Raw genomic sequence first — 24,092 nt, forward strand, 5'->3', positions numbered from 1 at the left:
TAATAATTGAGCAAATTATATGCGATAATTAATTCACATAATATACCTTTTTTGGGGTGGGAACTACCTTCAAATGAGGTTAAGCTAGCCTTATTTGATTCAAATAAAGGAATGGGTTTCGAGGAAGATGATTCCGGTTAAATTAAAATATTGGTTGTGTAAAAGGATGAAAACGGAGCTGCATTAATGCTGAATCGTATTAGTACTTATGCGTGGTAATGCGAATATGCATTAATGCATATTCGTGGTAATGCAATAAAGTAAATGAGAAAGAGGACGCTGACTCTGATGCTCAAAAATATCAGATTCGGCATAATAAAACGGGCTGTTGGAAAGTTTTGAATTCAAGATTCGAGTTGACAATTATTAAAATTAAGTTGTATATTTTATATCGTTGATTAATACTAACTTAATATTATCTTAATGTTAGTTTTTATGACACAGGGGGCAAAAAGTTATCTTCACCCTATTAAGGTTGGTTTTAACAAAAATTATTTATAAATGGGAGTTGATGGTTGTGAAAGGGAGTTTCAGAAAGCCAGCTCAATTCATGCTGGTGCTAGTGATCGCGTGTAGCATGCTGTTGTCTGCTTGTTCCAGCAACAACAACAAACCGGATCCGTCGAACAATGGCGGCGCCACCAACGGAGGAGAAACGAAAGCTCCTCAAGAGTTCCGCTTCACATTGGCAAGTGAACCACCAAGCTTGGATCCTGCTTTAATGACGGATGCTCAATCAAGTATCGTTGCAGCGGGTTTGTATGAAGGCTTAACTCGTCTGAACACAAACGGCGAGCCTGAAGCTGCAGTTGCAAAAGAGTGGAAGATTTCCGAAGACGGCAAAACTTACACGTTCACATTGCGTGATGATGTGAAATGGAGCAACGGCGACCCTGTCACAGCACAAGATTTCGTTTATTCCTGGCAGCGCACACTGAAGCCTGAAACGGCTGCTGACTATGCTTACATGCTTTATTACCTAGAAAATGCAGAAAAAATCAACGCAGGTGAAATTACTGACGTGAATCAACTTGGCGTTAAGGCTTTGGACGAGCACACTTTGGAAGTGAAGTTGTACACACCAGCTCCCTACTTCATAAGCCTTGTGTCTCACTATACTTATTTGCCAGTGCACCAAGCCTCAGTTGAAGGCAAGCCTGAATGGGCATCAGAAGCAAATACGATTGTATCCAACGGTCCATTCCTTCTAAAAGAATGGAAACATGAGGACAAGCTTATTCTTGAGAAAAACCCTGACTACTACAACAAATCAGCTGTTAATTTCGACAAAGTTACCATTTCGCTGATTAATGATACAAACACGGTTTACAACCTGTACGATACAGACAAAATTGACTGGATCGGCGCTCAAGCGGGATCCGTGCCTACAGACAGAACGCCTCAGCTTGTGAAAGATGGCAAAGCAGAAATCAAAACGGTCGCTTCGACTTATTACTACCTATTCAATACGACGAAAGCACCTTTCAACAACGTAAAAATCCGTAAAGCATTCGCAATGGCTGTAGATCGCCAAAGTCTGATCGACAATGTTGCAAAAGCAAACCAACAACCAGCATTTGCATTGGTACCGCCAAGTATCGCTGGTGTTGACGGCAAATCGTACCGTGAAATGTACCCAGACACTGATTACTTCCAAGAGAATGTGGAAGAAGCGAAGAAGCTTCTTGCGGAAGGCTTGGCTGATAGCGGTCTGACAGCATTGCCTGAAGTTACTCTTCTTTACAACACAGATGATGGTCACAAAGCGATCGCAGAAGCTATCGTAGACATGTGGCGTAAAAATCTTGGCGTAGAAGTTAAACTTTCTAACCAAGAATGGGGTACTTTCCTTGAGTCCAGAAAAGCGGGTCAATTCGATATCGCACGTTCCGGCTGGGGCGCGGACTTCAACCACCCGATCAACTTCACGTATGACTTGATTCACCCGAAATCCGGCAACAACGACGGTAAATACAACAATCCAGAAGTAGGGAAGCTGCTTGACGAATCCCTATTGACTACGGATATCAAAGAAGGCATGGAAAAAGTAGCCGCAGCTGAGAAAATCGCATTTGCGGACGATATGGGTGCATTGCCGCTTTACTACTATACGACTGTAACGATGGTAAAAGACGGAATCAAAAATGTGGTATCCGACTACGCTGGTCATATTGACTGGGTATTTGGTAGCAAGGAATAGGTCGCTCATTATTGTGAATCTATAGTAACTAGCTTAGATTGTCTTGTTTTAAAAGGGTATATATAGTGTCCCTATATATACCCTTTTGAAATGTAATTAAAGATCCAGAGAGTGGGTGATCGCTTGGTCCGCTACATTTTAAGCAAATTTATGTTTATGCTGTTGTCGCTTTTTTTGCTTATTACAGCTACTTTTGTCCTAATGAATGCCGTTCCCGGCAGTCCGTTGCAGACAGAGAAGGCGACAAGCGAGCAAGTTCAGAAAAACTTGGAAGCTTATTACGGTTTGGACAAGCCGATGATTGTCCAGTATGGAACCTATTTGAAGAACCTTGTTAAAGGCGACTTAGGTATTTCCATGAAGAAAAAATTTCAGTCTGTCGACAAAATGATTGCAAGCTCCTTCGGCTATTCGCTGAAGCTGGGCATTTCGGCCGTTGTAACATCTGTTGTCGTGGGAAGCTTGCTAGGGATAATCGCTGCAATGTACCACCGCAAATTTTTGGATAACCTTGCCATGATTATTGCCGTTATCGGCTTAGCGATTCCAAGTTTGGTCATGGCGCCGCTGCTGCAATATTTATTCTCGGTTAAATTAAGGATTTTTGAGGTAGCTGGGCTGAATGGCCCAATGGATTACGTATTGCCGACCATCGCATTGGCGTCAGGACCCATTGCATTTATCGCCAGATTGCTAAGATCCACTATGATCGAAGTGTTGAGTGCGGATTTTATTAAAACTGCCAAATCCAAAGGACTTTCCGGATATGTGATCGTAATGCGGCATGCCATGCGCAACTCCATGCTGCCTGTCGTTACGTACTTAGGTTACCTCACGGCCGGGATTATTACAGGATCAGTGGTCATTGAGGAAATCTTTGGGATACCGGGAATCGGAAAGTACTTTGTTCAGAGTGTAACAGATAGAGATTACCCATTGATTATGGGGATCACCATTTTTTATGCCATTATTCTGATGGTTACCCGATTCTTAGCCGATATCGCTTATGTGTTTGTTGATCCGCGCATGCGGGTTTCCGGCGGAAAGGTGGCGAAATAGTTTATGTCGAAAAGAGTAGACATCAATTCCGTGGACAATCTGTCTCCAGTCATGTTTGAGAAGATAAAACGGGATCATGTCGGCGCGGAAGAGGTAGGACGCAAGAGCTTGACCGCTTGGCAAGACATTAAGATGAGGTTGCTTAGCAATAAACTGGCTATGATGGGCTTCTGGATTGTAGTAGCCATTATCCTATGCGCGATCTTCGTTCCGATTATATCGCCGAATGATCATTATACGAATGATTTAACGCTTACTAACCAGCCTCCAAGCGCGGCTCATTGGTTCGGTACCGACGATCTTGGCCGTGACCTGCTTGAGAGAACCTGGAAAGGCGCTCAGATTTCCCTTTTTGTCGGCTTAGCCGCCGCTTTGATTGACTTGATTATCGGAATTATCTATGGTGGCATCATGGGCTACTACGGCGGTAAAGTGGATGAAGTCATGAATCGTTTTGCTGAAATTTTATATTCGATTCCGTACCTTCTGGTTGTCATTCTATTGCTCGTGGTCATGGAGCCAAGTATAACGACTATTATTGTCGCCATGTCGATTACAGGCTGGATTAATATGGCTTGGATCGTGCGCGGTCAAATTATGCAGCTCAAGAACCAGGAATATGCGCTAGCTTCCAAGTCGCTAGGCGCAAGCGCAATGCGCATTATTTTCCGTCATTTGATTCCTAATGCTATGGGACCGATTCTCGTAACATTAACGTTGACAGTACCAAGCGCGATCTTCACCGAAGCGTTCCTCAGCTTCCTCGGGCTCGGCGTTCAGTCGCCGGTGGCATCATGGGGTACGATGATTGACGACGGTATAGGCGCGATGACGATTTATCCTTGGAGATTACTGTTCCCTGCTTTCTTGCTGAGCTTGACTATCTTTGCCTTTAATGTATTCGGCGACGGCCTGCGGGATGCGTTCGATCCGAAGTTGAAAAAATAACAACCCGTTTAACGGAGAGGAGGTCACGGCTATATGAAGACCTTACTGGAAGTGAAAGATTTAAGCGTATCCTTCGACGTGTACGGCGGTGAAGTGCAAGCCGTCCGCAACGTGAACTTCGATGTGAAGAAGGGGGAAGCCGTCGCGATCGTCGGTGAGTCCGGCTCCGGGAAGAGTGTAACGGCTCAATCGATCATGAGGCTGATCCCCTCTCCACCTAGCAGAGTTAAAAACGGCTCCGTCTTGTTTGAAGGCGAGGAGCTATTGTCGCTGACTGAGAATGACATGCAGAAGGTTCGCGGCAACAAAATCGGCATGATCTTTCAAGATCCTATGACATCCCTGAATCCTACCATGACGGTCGGCGACCAAATTATGGAGGGTCTCATTAAGCATCAAGATTTAAATGCGTCAAAAGCGAAAGCGCGTGCGATTGAAATGCTGCATCTCGTCGGCATTCCTAATCCAGAATCGCGGATCAAGCAGTACCCGCATCAGTTCTCAGGCGGTATGCGTCAACGGGTCATGATTGCAATTGCGCTGGCATGCAATCCATCCTTGTTGATCGCGGATGAGCCTACGACGGCGCTGGACGTAACGATCCAAGCGCAAATCATGCGCGTTCTGAAGGATTTGCAGGAGAAGATGGGCACATCCATCATTTTGATTACGCATGACCTGGGCGTTGTTGCCGACGTCTGCGACCGCGTCATCGTTATGTATGCTGGCCGTGTTGTAGAGACGGGCACGAAATGGGAAATTTTCAAAAATCCACAGCACCCTTATACGAGAGGGCTTCTGCGCTCCTTGCCGCGGCTGGACCAGAAGAAGGATGAACCGCTTATTCCGATTCCCGGCACACCGCCGGATCTGATTAAACCGCCTGTCGGCTGCAGCTTCTGCTCGCGGTGCGACGAGGCTATGAAAGTATGTGTGGATAACGATCCAGAACTGCATGCCATCAAGGGAAGCGATTCCCATGCGGCTGCTTGCTGGATGCTGCATCCGTACGCAAATCGGGAGGTGCCGGTATGAGCTCCCCATTAGTTCAAGTTAGTGATCTGCGTAAGTTTTTCAACTTAGGCAAAGGCAATATTTTAAAGGCTGTTAATGAAATCAGCTTCTCCATCGGACGCGGCGAAACCGTCGGCGTCGTAGGCGAATCCGGCTGCGGCAAGTCGACTGCAGGACGCACAATCATGCGTCTTTACGAGCCGACAAGCGGAGGCGTTACGTTCGACGGCAAAGATATCTACAAGCTGCGCGGGTCAGAGCTCAAGGCGCTTCGTCGTAATATGCAGATGATCTTCCAGGATCCGTACGCATCGCTTAACCCTCGTATGACGGTTACCGATATCATAGGTGAAGCACTGGATATTCATAATTTGGCGGGCAGCCGCACCGAGCGCAAGCGCAAGGTAGAGGGCCTGCTGGATTTGGTGAACTTGAATCCGGAGCACGCGACACGTTATCCGCATGAGTTCTCCGGCGGTCAGCGTCAACGCATAGGCATTGCACGTGCGCTGGCGGTGGACCCGAAGTTCATCATTGCAGATGAGCCAATCTCCGCTCTGGATGTATCCATTCAGGCGCAGGTTGTCAACCTGATGCAGGATCTTCAGCGGAAGATGGGGCTGACCTATCTGTTCATCGCGCATGATTTGTCGATGGTTAAGCATATAAGCGACCGCGTTGCGGTTATGTATTTAGGTAAAATCGTGGAGCTTGCCGAAAGCAGCGAGCTCTACGATAAGCCAGCGCATCCTTACACGAGGGCGCTGCTATCTGCGATTCCGATTCCGGATCCTCAGGTGGAAGCGGAGCGCGAGCGAATTGTGTTGAAAGGCGATCTGCCTAGCCCAATCAATCCGCCGACTGGCTGTCAATTCCATACGCGTTGTCCGATCGCGACAAACAAATGCAAGGTGGATGAGCCAGCTTTGCTTGAAGTGAGAAAAGGGCATTTTGCCGCTTGTCACTACGCGTCCGTCTAAGAAAGTAAATTGATACATGCTAAGGAGCTGTCCCAAGGGCTATAAGCCTTGAAGGGCGGCTCCTTCTTTTTTTTGGAATGTCAAAGACGCTTAATGTTAATGAAATATGGATTGTGCATAAATCTGTTGATAAACTGTGGACAAATGTGGATAACTCGATGTTTAGTTGTGTATACTTTTTTTTATTGCTTTGGGCAGCCTTATAATCGGGGATAACTATTTATTTTTTATGGTTTGTCAGTCGAAAAGGATAAAAACCACTCCTTTGCCCAAAAAGTTTGTGTTAAAATATGGATATGACGAATTGGCTTAGGAGGATCAAATGGCACAATTTATAATATTTTTGGTCATTATGTTTTTCATCATTATTGTAGTAACTGCATCCATTAAATCAAAAGGCAATGGTCGAAATAGCCGTAAAAACGGCAGAGGGTCCTTCGGGCGTACAAACGCGTTTGCGCCTTGGCCGAATGCGGAGCCCGCGGCGGCGCTTGGCGTTCCTTACGGCCACCCTGCAAGACCGGCGGCAGAGCGCTTGGAGTCGGCGCTGGGCTTGGATTTTGAGAGCCGGGTAAAGGATCGGGTGTTAAAGGAATTTCCGAGGATGTCGGATAAAGAGTGGAACTGGACTTGGTTTGAGTTGAAGCGGTACTTTCTGATGTGCGGCATTATGCGCAGCGTTCCGATGTATAGCAGGCAGGTTGATGCGGTGTGGCATGAGATGCTTATGTTTACGAGAGAATATGAGCAGTTCTGCACGCGCTTCTGCGGCGAAATGATTCACCATGCCCCTCATGCGGCAGGTGTGACGCCTCATCCAGGCGAACGGGCCTTATTCGATTGGGTGTATAGCGAGCTGTTCGAGCAAGCGCCAGCCAGCGGCAGAATTTGGGGGGCTTTTTACCGAACCCAAATGCCGGAGCAAAAGCTAAAGGAGCTGGCGGATTGGAGTCCGGAAGAGTTGCGTTTGCAATGGTTTAACGTCAAAGCAGCAGCCAAGTACGCCGACTTGTCTACAACGTCCGGCTATTTAATAGAACGCGCCAAATCGCAGCTTACCGCTGCTAGCAGCGGCAAGCCACCATATGTCAGGAATGCACGCTCTTCAAGCAGCTATGGCTATGATTCTGCCCTTGGAGCAACCGGGCTGCTTTCGGGCATGCTCATTTATCATTCGATATCGAACCCAACTGATTTTGCAGGGCAAATGGACAAGGAGCAGAACGAGGAAGAACGCAAAGCAAATGGGAGTGGCGATTCCACTTACGTGTGCAGCGGCTCCTCCGATGACGGGAGAGATCATTCAGGCGGTTGCAGTGGCGGCTCAGGCGGTGACTCGTCCAGCGGCGGCGGGGACAGCGGTGGAGGTGGAGGTTCTTCATGCGGCTCCTCCTGCGGCGGCGGCTGCGGCAGCTCATAGGTGCGATCTGGTCGAAGGCTGGCAGCATCCTTTCTTGGATGAGCCAGCCTTTATTTACACAATCATAAAACTCGGGATGCAACGGATAGTTTACAGTGCTATAATATACGGGATTGTGTCAAGGCCTACAACAATAAACGGGAGGAATACCGCTCCATGAGCAAATTAATCATTTGCGACCATCCGTTAATTCAGCATAAGCTGACTTTTATTCGGGATAAAGAAACGAATACAAAAGATTTTCGGGAATTGGTTGATGAAGTAGCTACATTAATGTCATACGAACTAACGAGAGAAATACCGCTTGATACCATCAAGGTGCAAACGCCGGTCGCAGAGACAGAGGCTAAGGTTGTTTCCGGAAGAATGCTTGGTCTTGTGCCTATATTGCGTGCAGGCCTTGGTATGGTAGACGGTATATTGAAACTGATTCCATCCGCGAAGGTTGGTCATATCGGCCTTGCGCGCGATCACGAGACGCTTCAGCCGAAGGAATATTATATCAACCTGCCAACGGATGCGCCAAATCGTTTGCTTATCGTCATCGATCCGATGCTTGCGACGGGCGGATCGGCGATTGCCGCGATTTCCTCGTTGAAGAACCATAATTGCGACCAAATTAAATTAATGTGTCTGATAGCTGCTCCTGAGGGTGTAAAGGCTGTACAGGAAGCACATCCCGATGTTGATATCTATATCGCGGCCTTGGATGAGAGACTGGATGAGAAGGGCTACATCGTTCCTGGTTTGGGCGACGCTGGAGACCGCATGTTCGGAACCAATTAACGCTATTCGCATGAATTTATAATAGGAGTGGAAGCTTTTGTCTAAACTGAAGGTAATGACCATTTTCGGAACGCGTCCGGAGGCAGTCAAAATGGCGCCGCTTGTTCTTGAGCTGCAGAAGCGCGAGGACGAAATCGAATCGATCGTATGCGTTACGGCGCAGCATCGCCAGATGTTGGATCAGGTTCTCGATTTTTTTGAGATCCATCCGAACTACGATTTGAATGTCATGAAGGACCGTCAGACTTTGACGGAGACGACTGTGCGCGTTCTAGAGGGGCTAGACCCCGTGCTGACGCAAGCGAAGCCTGATATCGTTCTTGTTCACGGCGATACGCAGACGACCTTTCTGGCGAGCTACGCAGCGTTCCTGAAGCAAATACAAGTCGGTCACGTCGAGGCGGGGCTGCGTACTTGGAACAAGCTATCTCCGTATCCGGAGGAAATGAATCGGCAGCTTGCCGGCGTGCTCTCTGATGTTCACTTTGCACCGACAGAATGGTCGGCAGGCAATTTGCGCAAAGAGAATAAGTCGGATGCTGCCATTTATGTGACTGGGAACACCGCTACTGACGTTTTTCAATACACGGTGGACGAGTCCTTCTCGCATCCGGTCATTGATTGGGCGAAAGGGAAGCGGATGATTCTGATGACCGCTCATCGCCGGGAAGCGCTTGGTGAGCCGCATCGGAATATTTTCCGCGCTGTAAAGCGGATTGCTGACGAGCACGAGGATGTCGTCATCGTTTACGCCGTACATCCAAACCCTGCAGTAAGAGAGCCCGCGAATGAAATTTTGGGTGACCACCCGCGCATTCGCTTGATTGATCCGCTTGACGTATTTGAGTTCCACAATTTCTACCCACATGCTTATATGATCATGACGGATTCCGGCGGCTTGCAGGAAGAAGCGCCTTCATTCGGCGTGCCGACGCTGGTGCTTCGGGATACGACGGAGCGTCCGGAAGGCATCGAGGCGGGTACGCTTGAACTTGTAGGTACGGACGAGGAGCTAGTGTACAGCCGCGCACGTGCGCTTTTGACCGATTCGCAGTTGTACTCCCGCATGAGCCAAGCGGCAAATCCTTATGGCGACGGCCGCGCATCCGAGCGTATTGTAGACGCGATTTTGCATCATTTTGGCAAGCTGAAGCAGCGACCGGATTCGTTCACACAACGTTCATAGATTGAACAGTGGCGATAGCCTGATAGGCGAATGTACAGCATACAGTAGTACTGTACGGTTTTCGGGGCTCGCAATACCTTATGTATCAAGGGTTTTCGGTAATCTTTTCATCAAATGTTTGCAGTTAATTCAATTGACAAACGTGTTGCCGCTTGGATAAAATAAATGAGGATTGACAGGGGTATGAACCATGAATAAAAAGGGCAGAAGGGACAATCCGCTGTTTGCGGCCGGACTCGTTGGCGCACTCGGAGTGCAAGTCGCTGTATGTATCTTTTTAGGCTATTGGATCGGCTCGTCCCTCGGGAACCGTTTTGGTGACGTGAAGGGATGGTCGCTCGGTGGCATACTGGTCGGTCTGGCTGTCGGTCTACTCTCAGCCATTCTGCTCGTTAAGAAGGTTATGGAGGAACCCGATGGATAACATTATGAAGACAGCCTTACGTACGCTTGTTTATGCAATGGCGGTATGCCTAATTGTATGGGCTTTCCTTCCGGAATGGCGTACTGTGTCTCTCGGCCTTCTTGTGGGATTGGCAGCAGGTTCCATGAATGCGTTTTTACTGAGACGCAGAGTGGAAATGGTCACCCTAGGAGCAGCGGGGGTAGGACCGCGTAAGAGAGGTCTTGGTCTTGGAAACCGCATCGCGACAGTGCTGTTGGTTGCCATGATCGCCTATCGTTTTCCGGAGGATCTCAGCATGCCGGCTGCTTTAGCTGGCTGTATGGTCATGCCGTTTGTTCTTTTGGTAGTTGCTTATATCCACAATAAACGACAATCTTAGCGGAAAGGGGTGAAAATTTTAGATGCATGAATTTCCGGTGATGCCACTGGGGCCGTTTAATATTGATATTTCGACCTTAGTAGCAATTGTGGTTTCAGTCATTGTGACGTTTCTGATCGCCAAGCTGGCTGTTCGCAACCTTTCGGTGGACAACCCTTCGAAGATGCAGAACTTTTTGGAATGGGTCGTTGATTTCGTACACAACTTCATTTCCAGCACAATGCCGGCAAACCGAGTCAGACCCTTCATCTCTTTAGGGATGACGCTCATTATGTTCATCTTCGTCTCCAACTTGTTGGGCTTGCCATTTGGTATTGTTACCGAAGCGACCAGCGTAAACGAGAATATCGGTGTTACGCACGAGTTGTTGGAAGAGAAGCATGGACATGTTGAACTTGCGTGGTGGAAATCTCCGACTGCCGATCTTTCGGTAACAGCCGGTCTTGCGCTTATCGTATTCGTAATCGTCCATTTCCTTGGTCTGAAGCAGAATAGAAAGCACTACCTGAAGCATTACTTCCATCCGTTTCCAATTTTCTTCCCTGTTAACATCATTGAAACAATCTCGAAGCCAGTTACGCTTGCGCTCCGGTTGTTCGCCAACATCTTTGCAGGTGAGGTGCTTATTGCAACGATCCTGATGCTTGGCTGGTATGGTACGCCGTTCCTAGTCGCATGGCAGGGCTTCAGTCTTTTTGTCGGCGGTATTCAAGCTTTCTTGTTCACGATTCTAACGATGGTATATATTTCGCAAGCCGCCATCCATGATGAGGAACATTAATTTACGCTTTATGCCTCGGTTTATTTAAGAAATACCGCGGTTGGTTATACAAAAAAACAACAATTTTCGAGGAGGATTTTAAAAATGGAATTATTAGCAGCAGCTTTGGCAGTAGGTTTGGGTGCAGTTGGCGCAGGCGTAGGTAACGGTATGATCGTTAGTAAAACAGTTGAAGGTATCGCTCGTCAGCCTGAACTTCAAGGTAAGCTTCAAACAACTATGTTCATCGGTGTAGGTATCGTCGAGGTTGTGCCTATCATCGGTGTAGTTATCGGTTTCTTGGCTTTCTTCCAAGCTTAATAAATGCAACTGGCGGGGAAGGCCTTAGCCCTCTTCGCCTTCGTTATGATTAAGACAATATTGTGGTGAGAAAGGAGTGGCATCTATGGCATGGCATTGGGAATCGACAGTAATCGCGATGATCGCGTTTGGTGTGCTGTACTGGCTGTTGAGCAAGTATGCGTTTGGTCCATTGTTTGAAGTAATGGAGAAGCGCAGACAGCTTGTGCTTGAACAAATGAATACGGCTGAGAGCAGCCGTAAAGCAGCCGAGCAGCAGATGGAAGAGCAAAAGGCTGCACTCCAGCAAGCTCGCAAGGAAGCTTACGAAATTATCGAACAATCGAGAACTACGAGCTCTAAGCAAGCGGAAGAGATCGTTCAAACTGCAAAATCGGAAGCATCCCGTCTGAAAGACGATGCTCTCAAAGATATCGAAAGCGAGAAAAACAAAGCAATTGCAGCGCTTCGTACAGAAGTTGGCGGCATTTCCGTGAAAATCGCGTCGAAAATTATTGAGAAGCAAGTGGATGAAAAATCGCAAGAGCAGCTGGTTGGTCAATATTTGAAAGAAGTTGGAAATAAATGAGCCGCGATGCAGTCGTAGCGAAGCGCTACGCTAAAGCACTGTTCGAGGTTGCTGAGAAGCAGCAGGTTGTTTCAGAGGTAGAGGGACAGCTTAAGCTGATCGTGCAAGCTCTTGAGCAGGACGCTGACATTCAAAAGTTTCTATCGCTTCCGAGCATTGATCCAGAAAGCAAAATTGCAGTTCTAAAAGCAGCATTCGGCGACCGCGTATCTGCGCTCGTTTTCAATACGATTCAAATTCTTATCTCGCGTCGTCGCCAAGATGTTATTGCTGATGTATATACGGCATACACCAAGGTTGCGGGAGATTCGCTTGGTCAAGCGCATGCGACGGTTTATTCCGCCAAAGCTTTGTCTGATGACGAGCTTGCTGGTGTAGCGGCGCAGTTCGGACAATTGACCGGCAAAACTATTATTGCACAGCAAGTGGTAGAGCCTGCTTTGCTCGGCGGCGTACAAGTACGCATCGGCGACCGTCTATATGATGGCAGCCTGTCCGGCAAGCTGGAACGTTTACAAAAATCGTTTAAAATCTAATGCACTGTAGATAGGGGTGAACGAATTGAGTATCAGACCTGATGAAATCAGCACGCTGATTAAACAACAGATCGAACAATATAAATCCGAAATTCAAGTCGTAGACGTCGGCACCGTAATCAATGTCGGTGACGGTATCGCCCGCGTACACGGCTTGGAAAATGCGATGCAGGGTGAACTGCTCGAATTCTCCAACGGTGTTGTCGGTATGGCTTTGAACTTGGAAGAAAGCAATGTCGGTGTCGTTATTCTTGGACCATACACGGATATTCGTGAAGGCGATCAAGTTAAACGTACTGGCCGTATCATGGAAGTACCTGTCGGCGAAGAGCTTCTTGGCCGCGTAGTAAACCCGCTTGGTCAGCCGCTTGACGGCAAAGGACCAATCAACACCACTCAATTCCGTGCGATTGAATCCCCAGCGCCAGGCGTTATCGACCGTAAATCGGTTCATGAGCCTATGCAAACGGGAATTAAAGCAATCGATGCGATGGTACCAGTAGGCCGCGGGCAACGTGAGCTTATCATCGGTGACCGTCAAACAGGTAAAACAGCGATTGCAATCGATGCAATCATCAACCAAAAAGGCAACGGCGTAAAATGTATCTATGTTGCCGTTGGCCAAAAACAATCCACTGTAGCTAACGTAGTTGAAACGCTTCGTCGCCACGGTGCGCTTGATTACACAATCATCGTTACTGCAGGTGCTTCTGAGCCAGCTCCACTCCTCTTCCTAGCTCCTTATGCGGGCTGTACGATGGGCGAGTACTTCATGTACAAAGGCGAGCACGTGCTCGTTATTTATGATGATCTATCGAAACAAGCAGCAGCTTATCGTGAGCTTTCGCTCTTGCTTCGCCGTCCACCGGGTCGTGAAGCTTACCCAGGTGACGTATTCTACCTTCACTCCCGTTTGCTTGAGCGCGCTGCAAAACTTAGCGATGCAAGAGGCGGCGGTTCAATGACGGCATTGCCATTCATTGAGACACAAGCATCCGACGTATCGGCCTACATTCCTACGAATGTTATCTCGATCACTGACGGTCAAATCTTCCTAGAAGCAGATCTTTTCTATTCGGGTCAACGTCCAGCGGTTAACGTTGGTATCTCCGTATCCCGTGTAGGTGGTTCCGCACAAATTAAAGCGATGAAGAAGGTTGCTGGTACGCTCCGTCTTGATCTTGCGGCTTACCGCGAGCTTCAAGCGTTCTCGCAATTCGGATCTGACCTTGACAAATCGACGCTTGCCCGCCTTAACCGCGGTGCTCGTACGATGGAAATTCTTAAACAAGACGTTAACAAGCCGATGCCGGTTGAGAAGCAAGTTATCTCAATCTACTCCGCGGTTAAAGGTCACTTGGATGAGATTCCGGTTGGCGATATCCTTCGCTTCGAGAAAGAGTTCCACGCGTATTTGGATTCGAACAGTCCAGAAATCGGCCAATCGATTCGCGATACAAAAGACATCGTTGCTGACAACGAGAAAGCTCTCGTTGACGCTATCAATAAATTCAAGAAGAGCTTCGCTGTAACGGCATAACTCTCTTCATCTTTCAATATAGGTCTTCGCCCGTTCGAGATGTCCGGGCTTAGACCGCTTACTCCACCAACACCAGGCTTTGGAGCAGCTCCAAAGCAACAAAGGCGGGTGAAACCAAATGGCAAAAGGTATGCGCGATATTAAACGCGAAATCAAGAGTAAACAAAATACGAAGCAGATTACGAAAGCGATGGAGATGGTTGCCGCTTCCCGCCTAAGAAAGGCACAGGAAGCCGCGCAAGCAGCACGTCCATATGCTGAGAAGCTGAAGGAAGTTGTAGCAAGCATCGCAGCCGGCACCAAGGATGTGAAGCATCCGATGCTGGAGACGCGTCCGGTGAAGAAAACGGGTTATCTCGTTATTACTTCCGACCGCGGCCTCGCAGGCGGCTACAATGCGAATATTCTTCGTAAAGTAACGCAAACCATTCGTGAAAAGCATAAGTCGACTGATGAATACGTGCTATTCGTTATCGGACGTAAGGGTCGCGATTATTTCCGCCGCCGCAACATGCCAATCGTTGAGGAAGTGACTGGCTTGCCAGATGCTCCTTCTTTCGCTGACATCAAATCGGTCGCTTATTCCGCAGTTAAGAATTTCTCGGAAGGCGCTTATGATGAGCTTTACTTGTACTATAACGAATTCGTTAACGCGATTACGCAAATACCGACAGATGTACGTTTGCTGCCGCTTGAAGAAGTGGGCGGAAACGCAGCTGTCACCTCGTATGAATACGAGCCGTCTCCAGAGGGCGTACTTGAAGTGCTGCTGCCTAAATATGCGGAAACGCTTATCTACAGCGCAGTTCTTGACGGTAAAGCAAGTGAGTTCGGCGCTCGTATGACTGCCATGGGAAGCGCAACGAAAAATGCAACGAAGATCATCAACCAATTGACGCTCACTTACAACAGAGCGCGTCAAGCAGCGATTACACAAGAGATTTCCGAAATCGTTGCAGGGGCAAATGCTCAATCGTAATCGATACACTGCAAGAGCAAGGCGCTTGTGATAAGCGAACCGGCTTGCGGTAACAAGAAGGAACCAGGAGGGAAAACCATGAAAAAAGGACACGTAGTATCCGTCATGGGTCCGGTCGTAGACTTAGAGTTCGAACGCGGCAATTTGCCGGAAATTTTGAACGCTGTCAAAATCGAGCAAAAGGGCGAAGCAGGCGGCATTGATATTAACTTGACGCTTGAAGTAGCTGTTCACCTCGGTGACAATAAGGTACGTGCCGTAGCTATGAGTACAACAGACGGTCTTGTACGCGGTATGATCGCTGTTGATACAGGCGCACCAATTACTATTCCGGTTGGCGCTCCAACACTTGGCCGTGTATTTAACGTACTTGGTGAGCCAATTGACGAAGCAGGCGTTGTTACATCGCCAATTAACCTTCCGATTCACCGCGAAGCACCTGCTTTCGACCAATTGTCCACGCAAGCGGAAATTCTTGAAACAGGCATTAAAGTAATCGACCTTCTTGCTCCATACGCAAAAGGCGGTAAAATCGGCCTCTTCGGCGGCGCGGGCGTAGGTAAAACGGTTACGATTCAAGAGCTTATCAACAACATCGCACAAGAGCACGGCGGTATTTCCGTATTCGCGGGCGTTGGTGAGCGTACTCGTGAAGGTAATGACCTTTACCACGAGATGAAGGACTCCGGCGTACTTAGCAAAACAGCGATGGTATTTGGACAAATGAACGAGCCGCCAGGCGCACGTCAACGCGTTGCTTTGACTGGTCTGACAATGGCTGAATATTTCCGTGACGAAGAAGGCAAAGACGTACTATTGTTCGTCGATAACATCTTCCGTTTCACGCAAGCAGGCTCTGAGGTTTCGGCCCTTCTAGGCCGTATGCCTTCCGCGGTAGGTTACCAGCCAACGCTGGCAACTGAAATGGGTCAATTGCAAGAGCGTATCACGTCTACGAAAAAAGGTTCGGTTACTTCGATCCAAGCGATCTACGTGCCTGCCGATGACTATACGGATCCGGCTCCTGCAACGACATTTGCCCACTTGGATGCAACGACGAACCTTGAGCGTAAAATCTCCGAAATGGGTATCTTCCCAGCGGTTGATCCACTCGCTTCGTCTTCCCGTATCCTTAGCCCATCTGTTTTGGGTGAAGAGCATTACAACGTCGCTCAAGGCGTTAAGAAAATTCTTCAACGCTACAAAGAGCTTCAAGATATTATCGCAATCCTTGGTATGGACGAGCTAAGCGAAGAAGATAAATTGACCGTGTCTCGCGCACGTAAAATTCAACTCTTCCTATCTCAACCGTTCCACGTTGCTGAGCCGTTCACAGGTATCAAAGGTAAATATGTACCTGTTAAAGAATCCGTTCGCAGCTTTAAAGAAATTCTCGAGGGCAAACATGACGACCTTCCGGAAGAATCTTTCCGATATGTTGGTGTGATTGAAGAAGCCGTGGAGAAAGCCAAAACGCTTTAATAGCGAAAGGCGGGAGGAATCCACATGAGTTCGTTTTTGGTAGAGATCGTAACACCTGAACGCAAGGTGTATGCAGAAACTGCGAATATGGTTAGCGTATCAGGTGTTGAAGGTGAGCTTGGCATATTGCCAAACCACATTCCACTCGTAACGCCGCTTCGTATCGCGCCTGTTACCATCAAACGTGGCAATTTAGTTGATGTTGTAGCGGTTAACGGAGGCTTTATCGAGGTACGCAAGGATAAGATCGTTATTCTTGCCGAGAGCGCTGAGCTTGCAACCGATATTAACATTGAACGTGCTGAAGCCGCTAAACAGCGTGCCCAGCAGCGTCTTGCCGCTAAGCAGGATCAGGTCGATTTCCGCCGCGCAGAGCTTGCTTTGCAGCGTGCAATGAATCGTCTGAACATCAAGCAAAAATAAGCTATTCCCAAAAAGCACCGTTTGCGCCGCTAAGGCGTGACGGTGCTTTTTTATTTTGCTAAAGGTGGCCAAGTCATCTGGGAATTATTATATAAATCGATGTTAGGTTTAGTTAATATTCGTGTTTAGAGGAAGAAACGGTGTTACATTTCGCAAAAAAAGCTATTATTCGACGGAAAATCTAATGGTTTGTATGTTTTCTCCAAAATTATATGTTAATATAGTTAACATTAGAGACGATAGAGTTGTAGGAGGGGAGCACTATGTTTGACTGGTTAGGTGTGAAGGTAGGATTACCGCTCTGGGTTTCATGGAAATTAAACAAAGGGCTGAAGACGGACGTTGAGCAATGCTTTGAGGGTATTGCAGAAACTCGTAAGGAACTGCTTACCTCGTGGGCAACGGATTATTGGATTCATTTAGAGCGGTTGGGCGACCAAATGACAGCAGCGCTCAGTCAAAGCGAAAGTTCTCCTGCTTCCACAGTACAGTCACAAATAGAACGATTATTTGAGAAAACATACTCGCGCGCAATTGATTTTACGGAACTTTTCTTATTGGATGTGAATCAAACGGTTCTATACTCCACCTATCCATCGCATGTGGGAACGGCTTATCGGGCGGATAGCGTCCTTCAAATGGGACTGGCCTATACGAAGCAAGCGAGCAGCATGCGCAATTGTTTGTTCGGTCCCTACAGTGATCCGATTACGCTGAGGCTGGGAGCACGATCATCCGCATTCCACGATAAAATGACGCTTATGTTTATGCTGCCGCTGACGGTGGACGGCAAACTGGCTGGGACGCTGTGCGGAAGAGTGCCAAATGATGTGCTTGGCGATCTGATACAACGCGAATCGGGCCATGTGTATCCGGATTCGGGCGATAATTATTTATTTATGGCAAAAGCCGGCTTAAATACGCAAATCGCGCCAGGGACTGCGCTTTCTCGAAGCCGCTTTGAGGACCGCACATTCACTCACGGGGAAAACCTCAAGGATGGAGTAACCACAGATTGGGGTACGGTCTCCATCAAGGAGCATACCGAGCTTGAAATCATGTTTACCGATCCGGCCACCGGCCAGCTGCATCCAGGTGTTGCGAATACGATCCGCAACGGAAGCAATTTATTCGTTGAATTTCCGGGCTATTCCGACTACCGCCATATTTCCGTTATCGGCAAAGGTGTCACCTTTCAGCTTCCGCATTGTCCGGATCAATGGGGCATGATGTGCGAAGGCGATCTGGAAGAGGTATACCGCGTTCGCAGCGTAGGCTGGAGACAACAAAAGCTTCAGCTTATATCGGTAATTAGCTTAACGGTTTTAACGACATTGCTTATTGCCTTAATCGCCAAAAACGCGCCGGTTCAAATAACGGCGGCAGCAGCAGGCATTTTCAACTTATTGTTTGGCTTAACCTTCAGCGGTCTGTTCCAGCAGAAGGAATCCAAGCGGGTCGTGTCGCACTTGCGCAAAATCAACAGCTTTATCCGCATAAACGCCGAGGGTAAGGGTGATTTAACGCAGCGGCTTCCGTTAAGCGAGTTCGATAATGATGAATCGAAGGAGCTTGCCAAATGGATCAATAATATGATCGATTCCTTGGAGGGCATTATGCTGCAGGTTAGGCTTACTTCGGCAGATGTGTTATCCAGCCAGCATGTGCTTAATGAATCGGCGGCTGTAACGTCTGCCTCTACGGAGAGAGTAAGCGGGAAGGTAACCGATATGATCGGAAGCATTAGGCAGCAATTAAAGGATATCGACATGGCCAAGGATGCGGCGGGTGATATGCGGACTACGCTAAGACAGATCGAGGAGCAGGCTGCGGGGCAAATCGCCGTAGCGAAAAGCGAGGTTGATCGGATTGGCGATAAGATGCATCATATATCAGCTAAGGTAGGCGAGACCAACCATAGCATTCATAAGTTTATGGATACGGTTCAGGAGATTCAAGGGGTATTGCAGGTGATCGAGGAAATATCTGCCCAAACGAATTTGCTGGCGTTAAATGCTTCTATCGAGGCAGCTAGAGTTGGTGAGCAAGGCCGTGGATTTGCTGTCGTAGCAGCGGAAATTCGCAAGCTTGCCGACATGACCAAAAAATCGACGGAGGAGGTTCATGGCATTACCCGGCATATATACGATGAGGCGAAGCAGGCCTATGCTTCTATGGACGAAGGAACGAGGGTCGTAGAGGAAGGCAATCAGCTTGTTGCGGCAGCAGCGACCACGCTCGCGGCAGCGCATGCCGAGGATCTGCGAAAAACGCAGGTGGTCGACGAGGTGGTGCAGCTTATGGAGAGAATCGCACTCGTAAGCAGAGAGAATCGAAAGGTGTCGTCCGATGTGGAGAGCAAAGTACAGGAGCTTATTTTCGAAATGACAAATGTTCGGCAAACGTCGCAAAGCGTGGAATCGATTACGACGTTTTTGCAGCAGCTAGTCGGGCAATTCAAGCTCACTGAATCACGAATTAGATAACTTCATCGTAAAAGGAGTCGCAGGAAACCGTTCCAGTAACGGGCCTGCGGCTCTTTTTTGTCGCATATGGCTTGGTTAAATGCCCCTAATATTCAGCGGGCATCGATAGCCATTTCCGCTTGAGTACATAATTATGCCATGGAATAGTTATCCTAAGACAGAAAGTTATGCTTATACAAGGAAGGAGAGGGGCAAATGTTCGGAGCTTCGATGAGCGGCAGAGGTAAGGCTAGCAAGAAGGCCAACAAGAAATTGGCTCGCGCTGAGCAGCTGGAGCAGGAGCAGCTGGATCCGTTCTCGGACAAGCCCCTTTTCACTTCGCTGGAGCAAAATATGGAGACAATCAAGCGGGAGCTGGGAGAGAGCCAGGATATTATTTTTCGAGAGCTGCTGCTAAACGATATCGGACATACGAAAGCGCTCATTGTTTATGTGCAGGGAATGATTGACGATGAGCGGATGAACGAGTTTGTTATACAGCCTCTGCATAAACATAGATTTCCGCATGATGAGATCATACAGCCCAATGATGTATTGGAACACATTAAGAGCAATCAATTAGCAACGGGCATTATTAACGATATTTGCGACTGGAAGCTGCTGTTTCAAAAGCTGTTTATGGGCTATTGCATCATAATCATCGAAGGAGCTAGCCAAGCGATAGGGACTAATGTTGTCGGCGGGGCCAGACGCAGCGTCGAAGAGCCCAAAACGGAAATGGCTATTCGCGGTCCGAGGGAAGGATTTACAGAGTCCATTCGAATCAACACATCTATGATTCGCAGGAAAATACGGAGCCCCAAGCTATGGATGGAGCAGTGGACGATTGGAGAAATTTCGCAAACGCCCGTATGCATCATGTACGTCAAAGGGTTGGCGGATGAAAATGTGCTCAAGGATTTAAGAGAGCGGCTGGAGTCCATCCGCATAGACGGCGTATTAGAATCAGGCTATATCGAGGAGCTTATATCCGATCAGAAGTGGACGCCATTCCCAACCGTTTTGAGTGTTGAGCGTCCGGATGCGGTTGCTGGCAACCTGCTTGAAGGGCGAATTGCCATCATGGTTGATGGAACTCCTTTTGTGCTGATAGTGCCTGCCATACTCAACATGTTTTTTCAAGCCTCAGAGGATTATTACCAGCGATATGATATTTCCACTTTTCTGCGTATGCTTCGCTTTGGATCTTTCTTGATCGCGCTTCTTATGCCATCGGTTTACGTAGCCATCGTCGGCTATCATCAGGAAATGATTCCGACGCAGCTGCTGCTGAAGCTGGCGGCGCAGCGGGAGGGCGTACCATTTCCGGCTTATTTGGAAGCATTTATTATGGAATTGGTATTTGAAATTTTGCGGGAAGCCGTCGTGCGAATGCCTAGCGCCGCAGGGAATACCATCTCCATCGTAGGCGGTCTCGTTATCGGCCAATCGGTGGTCGAGGCTGGAATTGTATCTCCAGCAGTCGTAATTGTCGTGTCTTTTACAGCCATCGCCAGCTTCGTATCGCCGTCGTACAGTCTTGGTATTTCGGCAAGGCTGCTGCGATTTTTCCTGCTGTTAGCCGCCTCGACATTGGGCTTTTATGGCATTGCCTTAGTCGTGCTGCTGCTGATCCTTCACCTAAGCAATCTAAGATCATTTGGTATGCCTTATATCAAGCCATTTGCTCCAATGTTCACAGGGGATATGAAGGATACTCTCGTTCGGGCACCGCTTTGGAAGATGCGTAATCGCCCGCAACAGCTGGCTACTAATAATGTCGTGAGGCAAGAAACAGATCCAGAGCATCGGAAGGAGCCTGAGCAATGAACGGGGGGAAGTGCGACAAACGCCTGCGCTTGGTCATTCGAATATGCCGCAAATCGGTGCTGTTATGGACGGCTTGCATATTGATTTTTCTTAGCGGCTGCTGGGATCTGCGTTATTTAGACAAGCTGGGGGTCGTGCTGGCCTTGGGTGTGGATGAAGACCCGTCGGGCAAACAAAAGCTTCAGTTGACGGTTCAGGTTGTACTTCCGCAAAATGTTGCCGCCGAAAGCAAGGGCGGAATCGGAGGAACCGCTGTGACCACGTTCACGGAGACGGGCGATACGATCTTTGAAGCGATTCGCAAAATGTCGGCCAAGACGTCGAGGAGACTTTTTTTCTCCCATACGCAAATGCTGATCATCGGAGAGAAAATGGCACGGAAAGGGATTTACCCTTTGGTGGATTTAATCGAGCGTAACCCGGACATTCGGACCGATATTTCCGTGCTCGTCACACGCGGCGTGAGAGCGGAGGACCTGCTGCAGCTAACGACTCAAATGGAGTCTATCCCAATCAATCAAATTCACGCTATGGTAGAGACCAACCAGTCCGCTTATGCCATGAATTATGTCGTGCAAGTCAATGATATAACGAGACTGAGCGGGGAAGGAAAGCAGCAGGCCGTACTTCCTTCTATGCGAATCGAGGGGAATAAGGGAGTCGGAAACTCCAACGAAAACGTGAATAGTATTCCGGCTAAAGCCATTCCTGAGCTATCAACGATGGCAGTTTTTCGTGAAGGAAAGCTTGTTGATTATTTGAGGCAGAAGGAATCCAGAGGCTTATCATGGCTGCAAAATAAAGTAAAGAGCACGGTCATTAAGCTGGGATGTCCAAATTCGAAAGGCAACTTAATTGTAGAGATTCAAGGAGCTACCGTGTATCACAAGGTCAGGCGAGACGCGAGCGGCAAGCCTGTCGTCCAAGTGAATGTGAGGCTGACAGGCAGCATACAAGAGATCATGTGCACAAATGTCAATGTAACGGAGGAAAAGGTTCTGAATGAGATTGGTACGATGGCGAGTGAGGCTGTGAAGGATGAGATGGAAGCCACGATTCGAAAGCTGCAAAAAAAGCTGAAAGTCGATGCCCTTGGCTGGGGTAAGGAGATTTATTTGCAGCAGCCGCACATTTGGAAGCGTGTAGAGGGGGATTGGGAGTCGGTTTTTCCTAATGTGAAAAGCGAAGTAATCTGCAGCGCCGAAATCGAAGGATCGGGTGTTCGAGGCGAATCTATTGTGAGGTGAGTGATGATGATGATGATGGCTTCTATCGTAGCCGTACTGTTTGCCGCGGGTATAGGGGTTGTTATCTGGAAGCGAAATAGCGATAGCCATCTTTCACGCGAGAGGGGCTGGGCCATGCTTATTTTATCGATAGGCACCCTGCTCATTATAGCTCAACTGCTTCGCATTCCGGTACCCAATCCAACGGATTGGATTTCGGCGATTTTTTCACCTATATCTAAGCCGATTACACAATGGGTTGAGGAGGATATAAAAACGAAATGAGTAAATTCGCTGGCATGAACAATGCGGAAATCACTTCCGGCCAATGCGCGAAAATATTGTACTTATTCGCGCTTGGGAGCGCGGCGCTTATTTTGCCTACTTCTATAACAGCCATTGCCAAGCAGGACGGATGGATATCGATGCTGCTAGCAGGCCCTTTCAATTACTTCATATTGATCGCCCTTTTAGCGCTAGCCGATCGTTTTCCGAACTTATCTCTGGCTCAATACGCGGAACGTGTGCTGGGGGTGTGGGGAGGAAAGATCATTACACTGCTTTATATTTTCTTCTTCCTGCTGCTTAGCGCGCTGGTTCTTCGCAATATTTCTGACTTTATGAACCTTTCCGTGCTGCCTCTTACACCGGAGTGGTTCATTGACAGCACATTTATGATCGTAGTCATATACGGCGTTTACTTAGGGATTGAGACGATAGCGCGAACAGGCGAAATCTTGTTTACCTGGGGAATGTTCGTCATCGTTATCGTTACTTTCTCTTTATTTAATCAATTTGATTTCCATAACTTCGAGCCCTTCTTATATGAGGGATGGGAGAGGCCAATCAAGGGTGTTTATCCGATTTTGGGATTTCCGATTGGAGAATTTGTATTCATGACGATGATATTCCCGCTTGTACGAGAGAAGGATCGTAAAAAGCTGAGAAAATCATTGAAGCTGTCAGCCATGCTGATTACGGTTATAAGCGTTCTCATAACGGTATTTTTAGTAGGCGTAATGGGGGTGGATGAGGCGAGTCGAAGTCCGTTTGCCGTTTACGATATGGCGAAAAACATCAATATCGAAGAAATATTGGTGCGGGTCGAAATTTTGGTGGCAATGGTGTGGATTGGAACCGTCTTTATGAAGCTGGCGCTGTGCGTATATGTATTGACCGTTATCACCGCCCAGATGCTGAAGCTGTCTACCTACCGGACATTGATTCTGCCCTATGCCGTTATTATTGTTCCCCTCTCCTTAATCGTATATCGCAACGCTGCCCATGCTAAAGAGTTTGCGATGAGTGTATGGACTATATACAGTCTGTTTCAAGGCTTCGTTCTGCCGCTGCTTCTGCTTGTCATTGCGATTATTCGAGGAAAAAGGGATAACAGCGATGGCAGCTTTCCCGAGGCGCAGCCGAAGAAAGGAAATGGGGCAGCCACTCAAAAAAAGTCGGAGGATGCAGGGGATTCATTGGACAAGGAGCCTGCTCAGGCTTAACTCCGTCATAGACGGCTGTGGAAGCATTTGTTATAATTGTGAGGAAAATTGACCAAGCGCAGGCGGTCCGTACCTATTC

The 24,092-nt window shown here is 48.1% G+C and carries 23 protein-coding genes; all 23 read left to right on the forward strand.

The genetic code is table 11. The features are described 5' to 3' along the window. Nucleotides 1-517 precede the first annotated feature (517 nt). The 23 genes from HI950_RS18010 to HI950_RS18120 all read left to right on the forward strand — a co-directional run bounded on the left by HI950_RS18010 (nucleotide 518) and on the right by HI950_RS18120 (nucleotide 24,013). Nucleotides 518-2,200: a peptide ABC transporter substrate-binding protein gene (locus tag HI950_RS18010; RefSeq protein WP_317618399.1), complete on the forward strand. Its 1,683-nt coding sequence runs from the start codon at nucleotides 518-520 to the stop codon at nucleotides 2,198-2,200. Between the two features lie 123 nt (nucleotides 2,201-2,323). After that, entirely contained in the window at nucleotides 2,324-3,259 is a 936-nt protein-coding gene (locus HI950_RS18015; RefSeq protein WP_169084751.1) for an ABC transporter permease, read from the forward strand. Between the two features lie 3 nt (nucleotides 3,260-3,262). Further along, nucleotides 3,263-4,207 carry an ABC transporter permease gene (locus HI950_RS18020; protein WP_169084480.1) on the forward strand — a complete coding sequence of 315 codons (945 nt, stop codon included), beginning with the start codon at nucleotides 3,263-3,265 and terminating at the stop codon, nucleotides 4,205-4,207. A 33-nt stretch (nucleotides 4,208-4,240) separates the two neighbouring features. After that, the gene (locus HI950_RS18025) at nucleotides 4,241-5,242 is read left to right on the forward strand and encodes an ABC transporter ATP-binding protein (protein WP_169084481.1); all 1,002 of its coding nucleotides are present in this window, start codon (nucleotides 4,241-4,243) and stop codon (nucleotides 5,240-5,242) included. After that, on the forward strand, nucleotides 5,239-6,201 hold the full coding sequence (locus HI950_RS18030) for an ABC transporter ATP-binding protein (protein WP_169084482.1): 963 nt from the start codon (nucleotides 5,239-5,241) through the stop codon (nucleotides 6,199-6,201). Before HI950_RS18025 ends, HI950_RS18030 begins: the two co-directional genes overlap by 4 nt. Nucleotides 6,202-6,523: 322 nt before the next feature. Next, on the forward strand, nucleotides 6,524-7,621 hold the full coding sequence (locus HI950_RS18035; protein WP_169084483.1) for a glycine-rich domain-containing protein: 1,098 nt from the start codon (nucleotides 6,524-6,526) through the stop codon (nucleotides 7,619-7,621). A gap of 156 nt (nucleotides 7,622-7,777) precedes the next feature. Next, entirely contained in the window at nucleotides 7,778-8,407 is a 630-nt protein-coding gene (upp, locus tag HI950_RS18040; protein ID WP_169084484.1) for a uracil phosphoribosyltransferase, read from the forward strand. 37 nt (nucleotides 8,408-8,444) lie between these two features. Continuing rightward, on the forward strand, nucleotides 8,445-9,593 hold the full coding sequence (gene wecB, locus HI950_RS18045) for a non-hydrolyzing UDP-N-acetylglucosamine 2-epimerase (protein ID WP_169084485.1): 1,149 nt from the start codon (nucleotides 8,445-8,447) through the stop codon (nucleotides 9,591-9,593). Nucleotides 9,594-9,783: 190 nt separating this feature from the next. Then, complete coding sequence (locus HI950_RS18050; protein ID WP_169084486.1) at nucleotides 9,784-10,017, forward strand: AtpZ/AtpI family protein; 234 nt, start codon at nucleotides 9,784-9,786, stop codon at nucleotides 10,015-10,017. Continuing rightward, nucleotides 10,010-10,378 carry an ATP synthase subunit I gene (locus tag HI950_RS18055; protein WP_169084487.1) on the forward strand — a complete coding sequence of 123 codons (369 nt, stop codon included), beginning with the start codon at nucleotides 10,010-10,012 and terminating at the stop codon, nucleotides 10,376-10,378. Before HI950_RS18050 ends, HI950_RS18055 begins: the two co-directional genes overlap by 8 nt. A 22-nt stretch (nucleotides 10,379-10,400) precedes the next feature. Next, nucleotides 10,401-11,159 (forward strand): F0F1 ATP synthase subunit A, encoded by a 759-nt coding sequence (gene atpB, locus HI950_RS18060; protein WP_053373756.1) that lies wholly within the window; start codon nucleotides 10,401-10,403, stop codon nucleotides 11,157-11,159. Between the two features lie 84 nt (nucleotides 11,160-11,243). Then, entirely contained in the window at nucleotides 11,244-11,459 is a 216-nt protein-coding gene (gene atpE, locus HI950_RS18065; protein ID WP_053373757.1) for a F0F1 ATP synthase subunit C, read from the forward strand. 85 nt (nucleotides 11,460-11,544) lie between these two features. Beyond that, nucleotides 11,545-12,027 carry a F0F1 ATP synthase subunit B gene (gene atpF, locus HI950_RS18070; protein ID WP_053373758.1) on the forward strand — a complete coding sequence of 161 codons (483 nt, stop codon included), beginning with the start codon at nucleotides 11,545-11,547 and terminating at the stop codon, nucleotides 12,025-12,027. Beyond that, nucleotides 12,024-12,563 (forward strand): F0F1 ATP synthase subunit delta, encoded by a 540-nt coding sequence (locus HI950_RS18075; RefSeq protein ID WP_169084489.1) that lies wholly within the window; start codon nucleotides 12,024-12,026, stop codon nucleotides 12,561-12,563. Before atpF ends, HI950_RS18075 begins: the two co-directional genes overlap by 4 nt. A 25-nt stretch (nucleotides 12,564-12,588) precedes the next feature. Further along, nucleotides 12,589-14,103: a F0F1 ATP synthase subunit alpha gene (gene atpA / locus HI950_RS18080; protein ID WP_169084491.1), complete on the forward strand. Its 1,515-nt coding sequence runs from the start codon at nucleotides 12,589-12,591 to the stop codon at nucleotides 14,101-14,103. A gap of 118 nt (nucleotides 14,104-14,221) precedes the next feature. After that, nucleotides 14,222-15,082, forward strand: a complete 861-nt coding sequence (atpG, locus tag HI950_RS18085; RefSeq protein WP_169084493.1) for an ATP synthase F1 subunit gamma — start codon at nucleotides 14,222-14,224, stop codon at nucleotides 15,080-15,082. Nucleotides 15,083-15,160: 78 nt separating this feature from the next. Then, entirely contained in the window at nucleotides 15,161-16,564 is a 1,404-nt protein-coding gene (gene atpD / locus HI950_RS18090) for a F0F1 ATP synthase subunit beta (protein WP_065386960.1), read from the forward strand. Between the two features lie 24 nt (nucleotides 16,565-16,588). Further along, nucleotides 16,589-16,987: a F0F1 ATP synthase subunit epsilon gene (locus tag HI950_RS18095; RefSeq protein WP_169084495.1), complete on the forward strand. Its 399-nt coding sequence runs from the start codon at nucleotides 16,589-16,591 to the stop codon at nucleotides 16,985-16,987. Between the two features lie 263 nt (nucleotides 16,988-17,250). Next, nucleotides 17,251-19,473, forward strand: coding sequence for a methyl-accepting chemotaxis protein (locus HI950_RS18100; protein ID WP_169084497.1), 2,223 nt, complete (start codon nucleotides 17,251-17,253; stop codon nucleotides 19,471-19,473). 195 nt (nucleotides 19,474-19,668) lie between these two features. After that, the gene (locus HI950_RS18105) at nucleotides 19,669-21,282 is read left to right on the forward strand and encodes a spore germination protein (RefSeq protein ID WP_169084499.1); all 1,614 of its coding nucleotides are present in this window, start codon (nucleotides 19,669-19,671) and stop codon (nucleotides 21,280-21,282) included. Beyond that, the gene (locus tag HI950_RS18110; protein ID WP_169084501.1) at nucleotides 21,279-22,529 is read left to right on the forward strand and encodes a Ger(x)C family spore germination protein; all 1,251 of its coding nucleotides are present in this window, start codon (nucleotides 21,279-21,281) and stop codon (nucleotides 22,527-22,529) included. The genes HI950_RS18105 and HI950_RS18110 overlap by 4 nt, the downstream gene beginning before the upstream one ends. A gap of 3 nt (nucleotides 22,530-22,532) precedes the next feature. Next, nucleotides 22,533-22,793, forward strand: coding sequence for a hypothetical protein (locus HI950_RS18115; RefSeq protein ID WP_169084504.1), 261 nt, complete (start codon nucleotides 22,533-22,535; stop codon nucleotides 22,791-22,793). Next, entirely contained in the window at nucleotides 22,790-24,013 is a 1,224-nt protein-coding gene (locus tag HI950_RS18120; protein ID WP_169084506.1) for a GerAB/ArcD/ProY family transporter, read from the forward strand. The genes HI950_RS18115 and HI950_RS18120 overlap by 4 nt, the downstream gene beginning before the upstream one ends. Nucleotides 24,014-24,092: the final 79 nt, after the last annotated feature.

Origin of the sequence: Paenibacillus sp. PL91, assembly GCF_012935325.2 — a bacterium.
Classification (GTDB): domain Bacteria; phylum Bacillota; class Bacilli; order Paenibacillales; family Paenibacillaceae; genus Pristimantibacillus.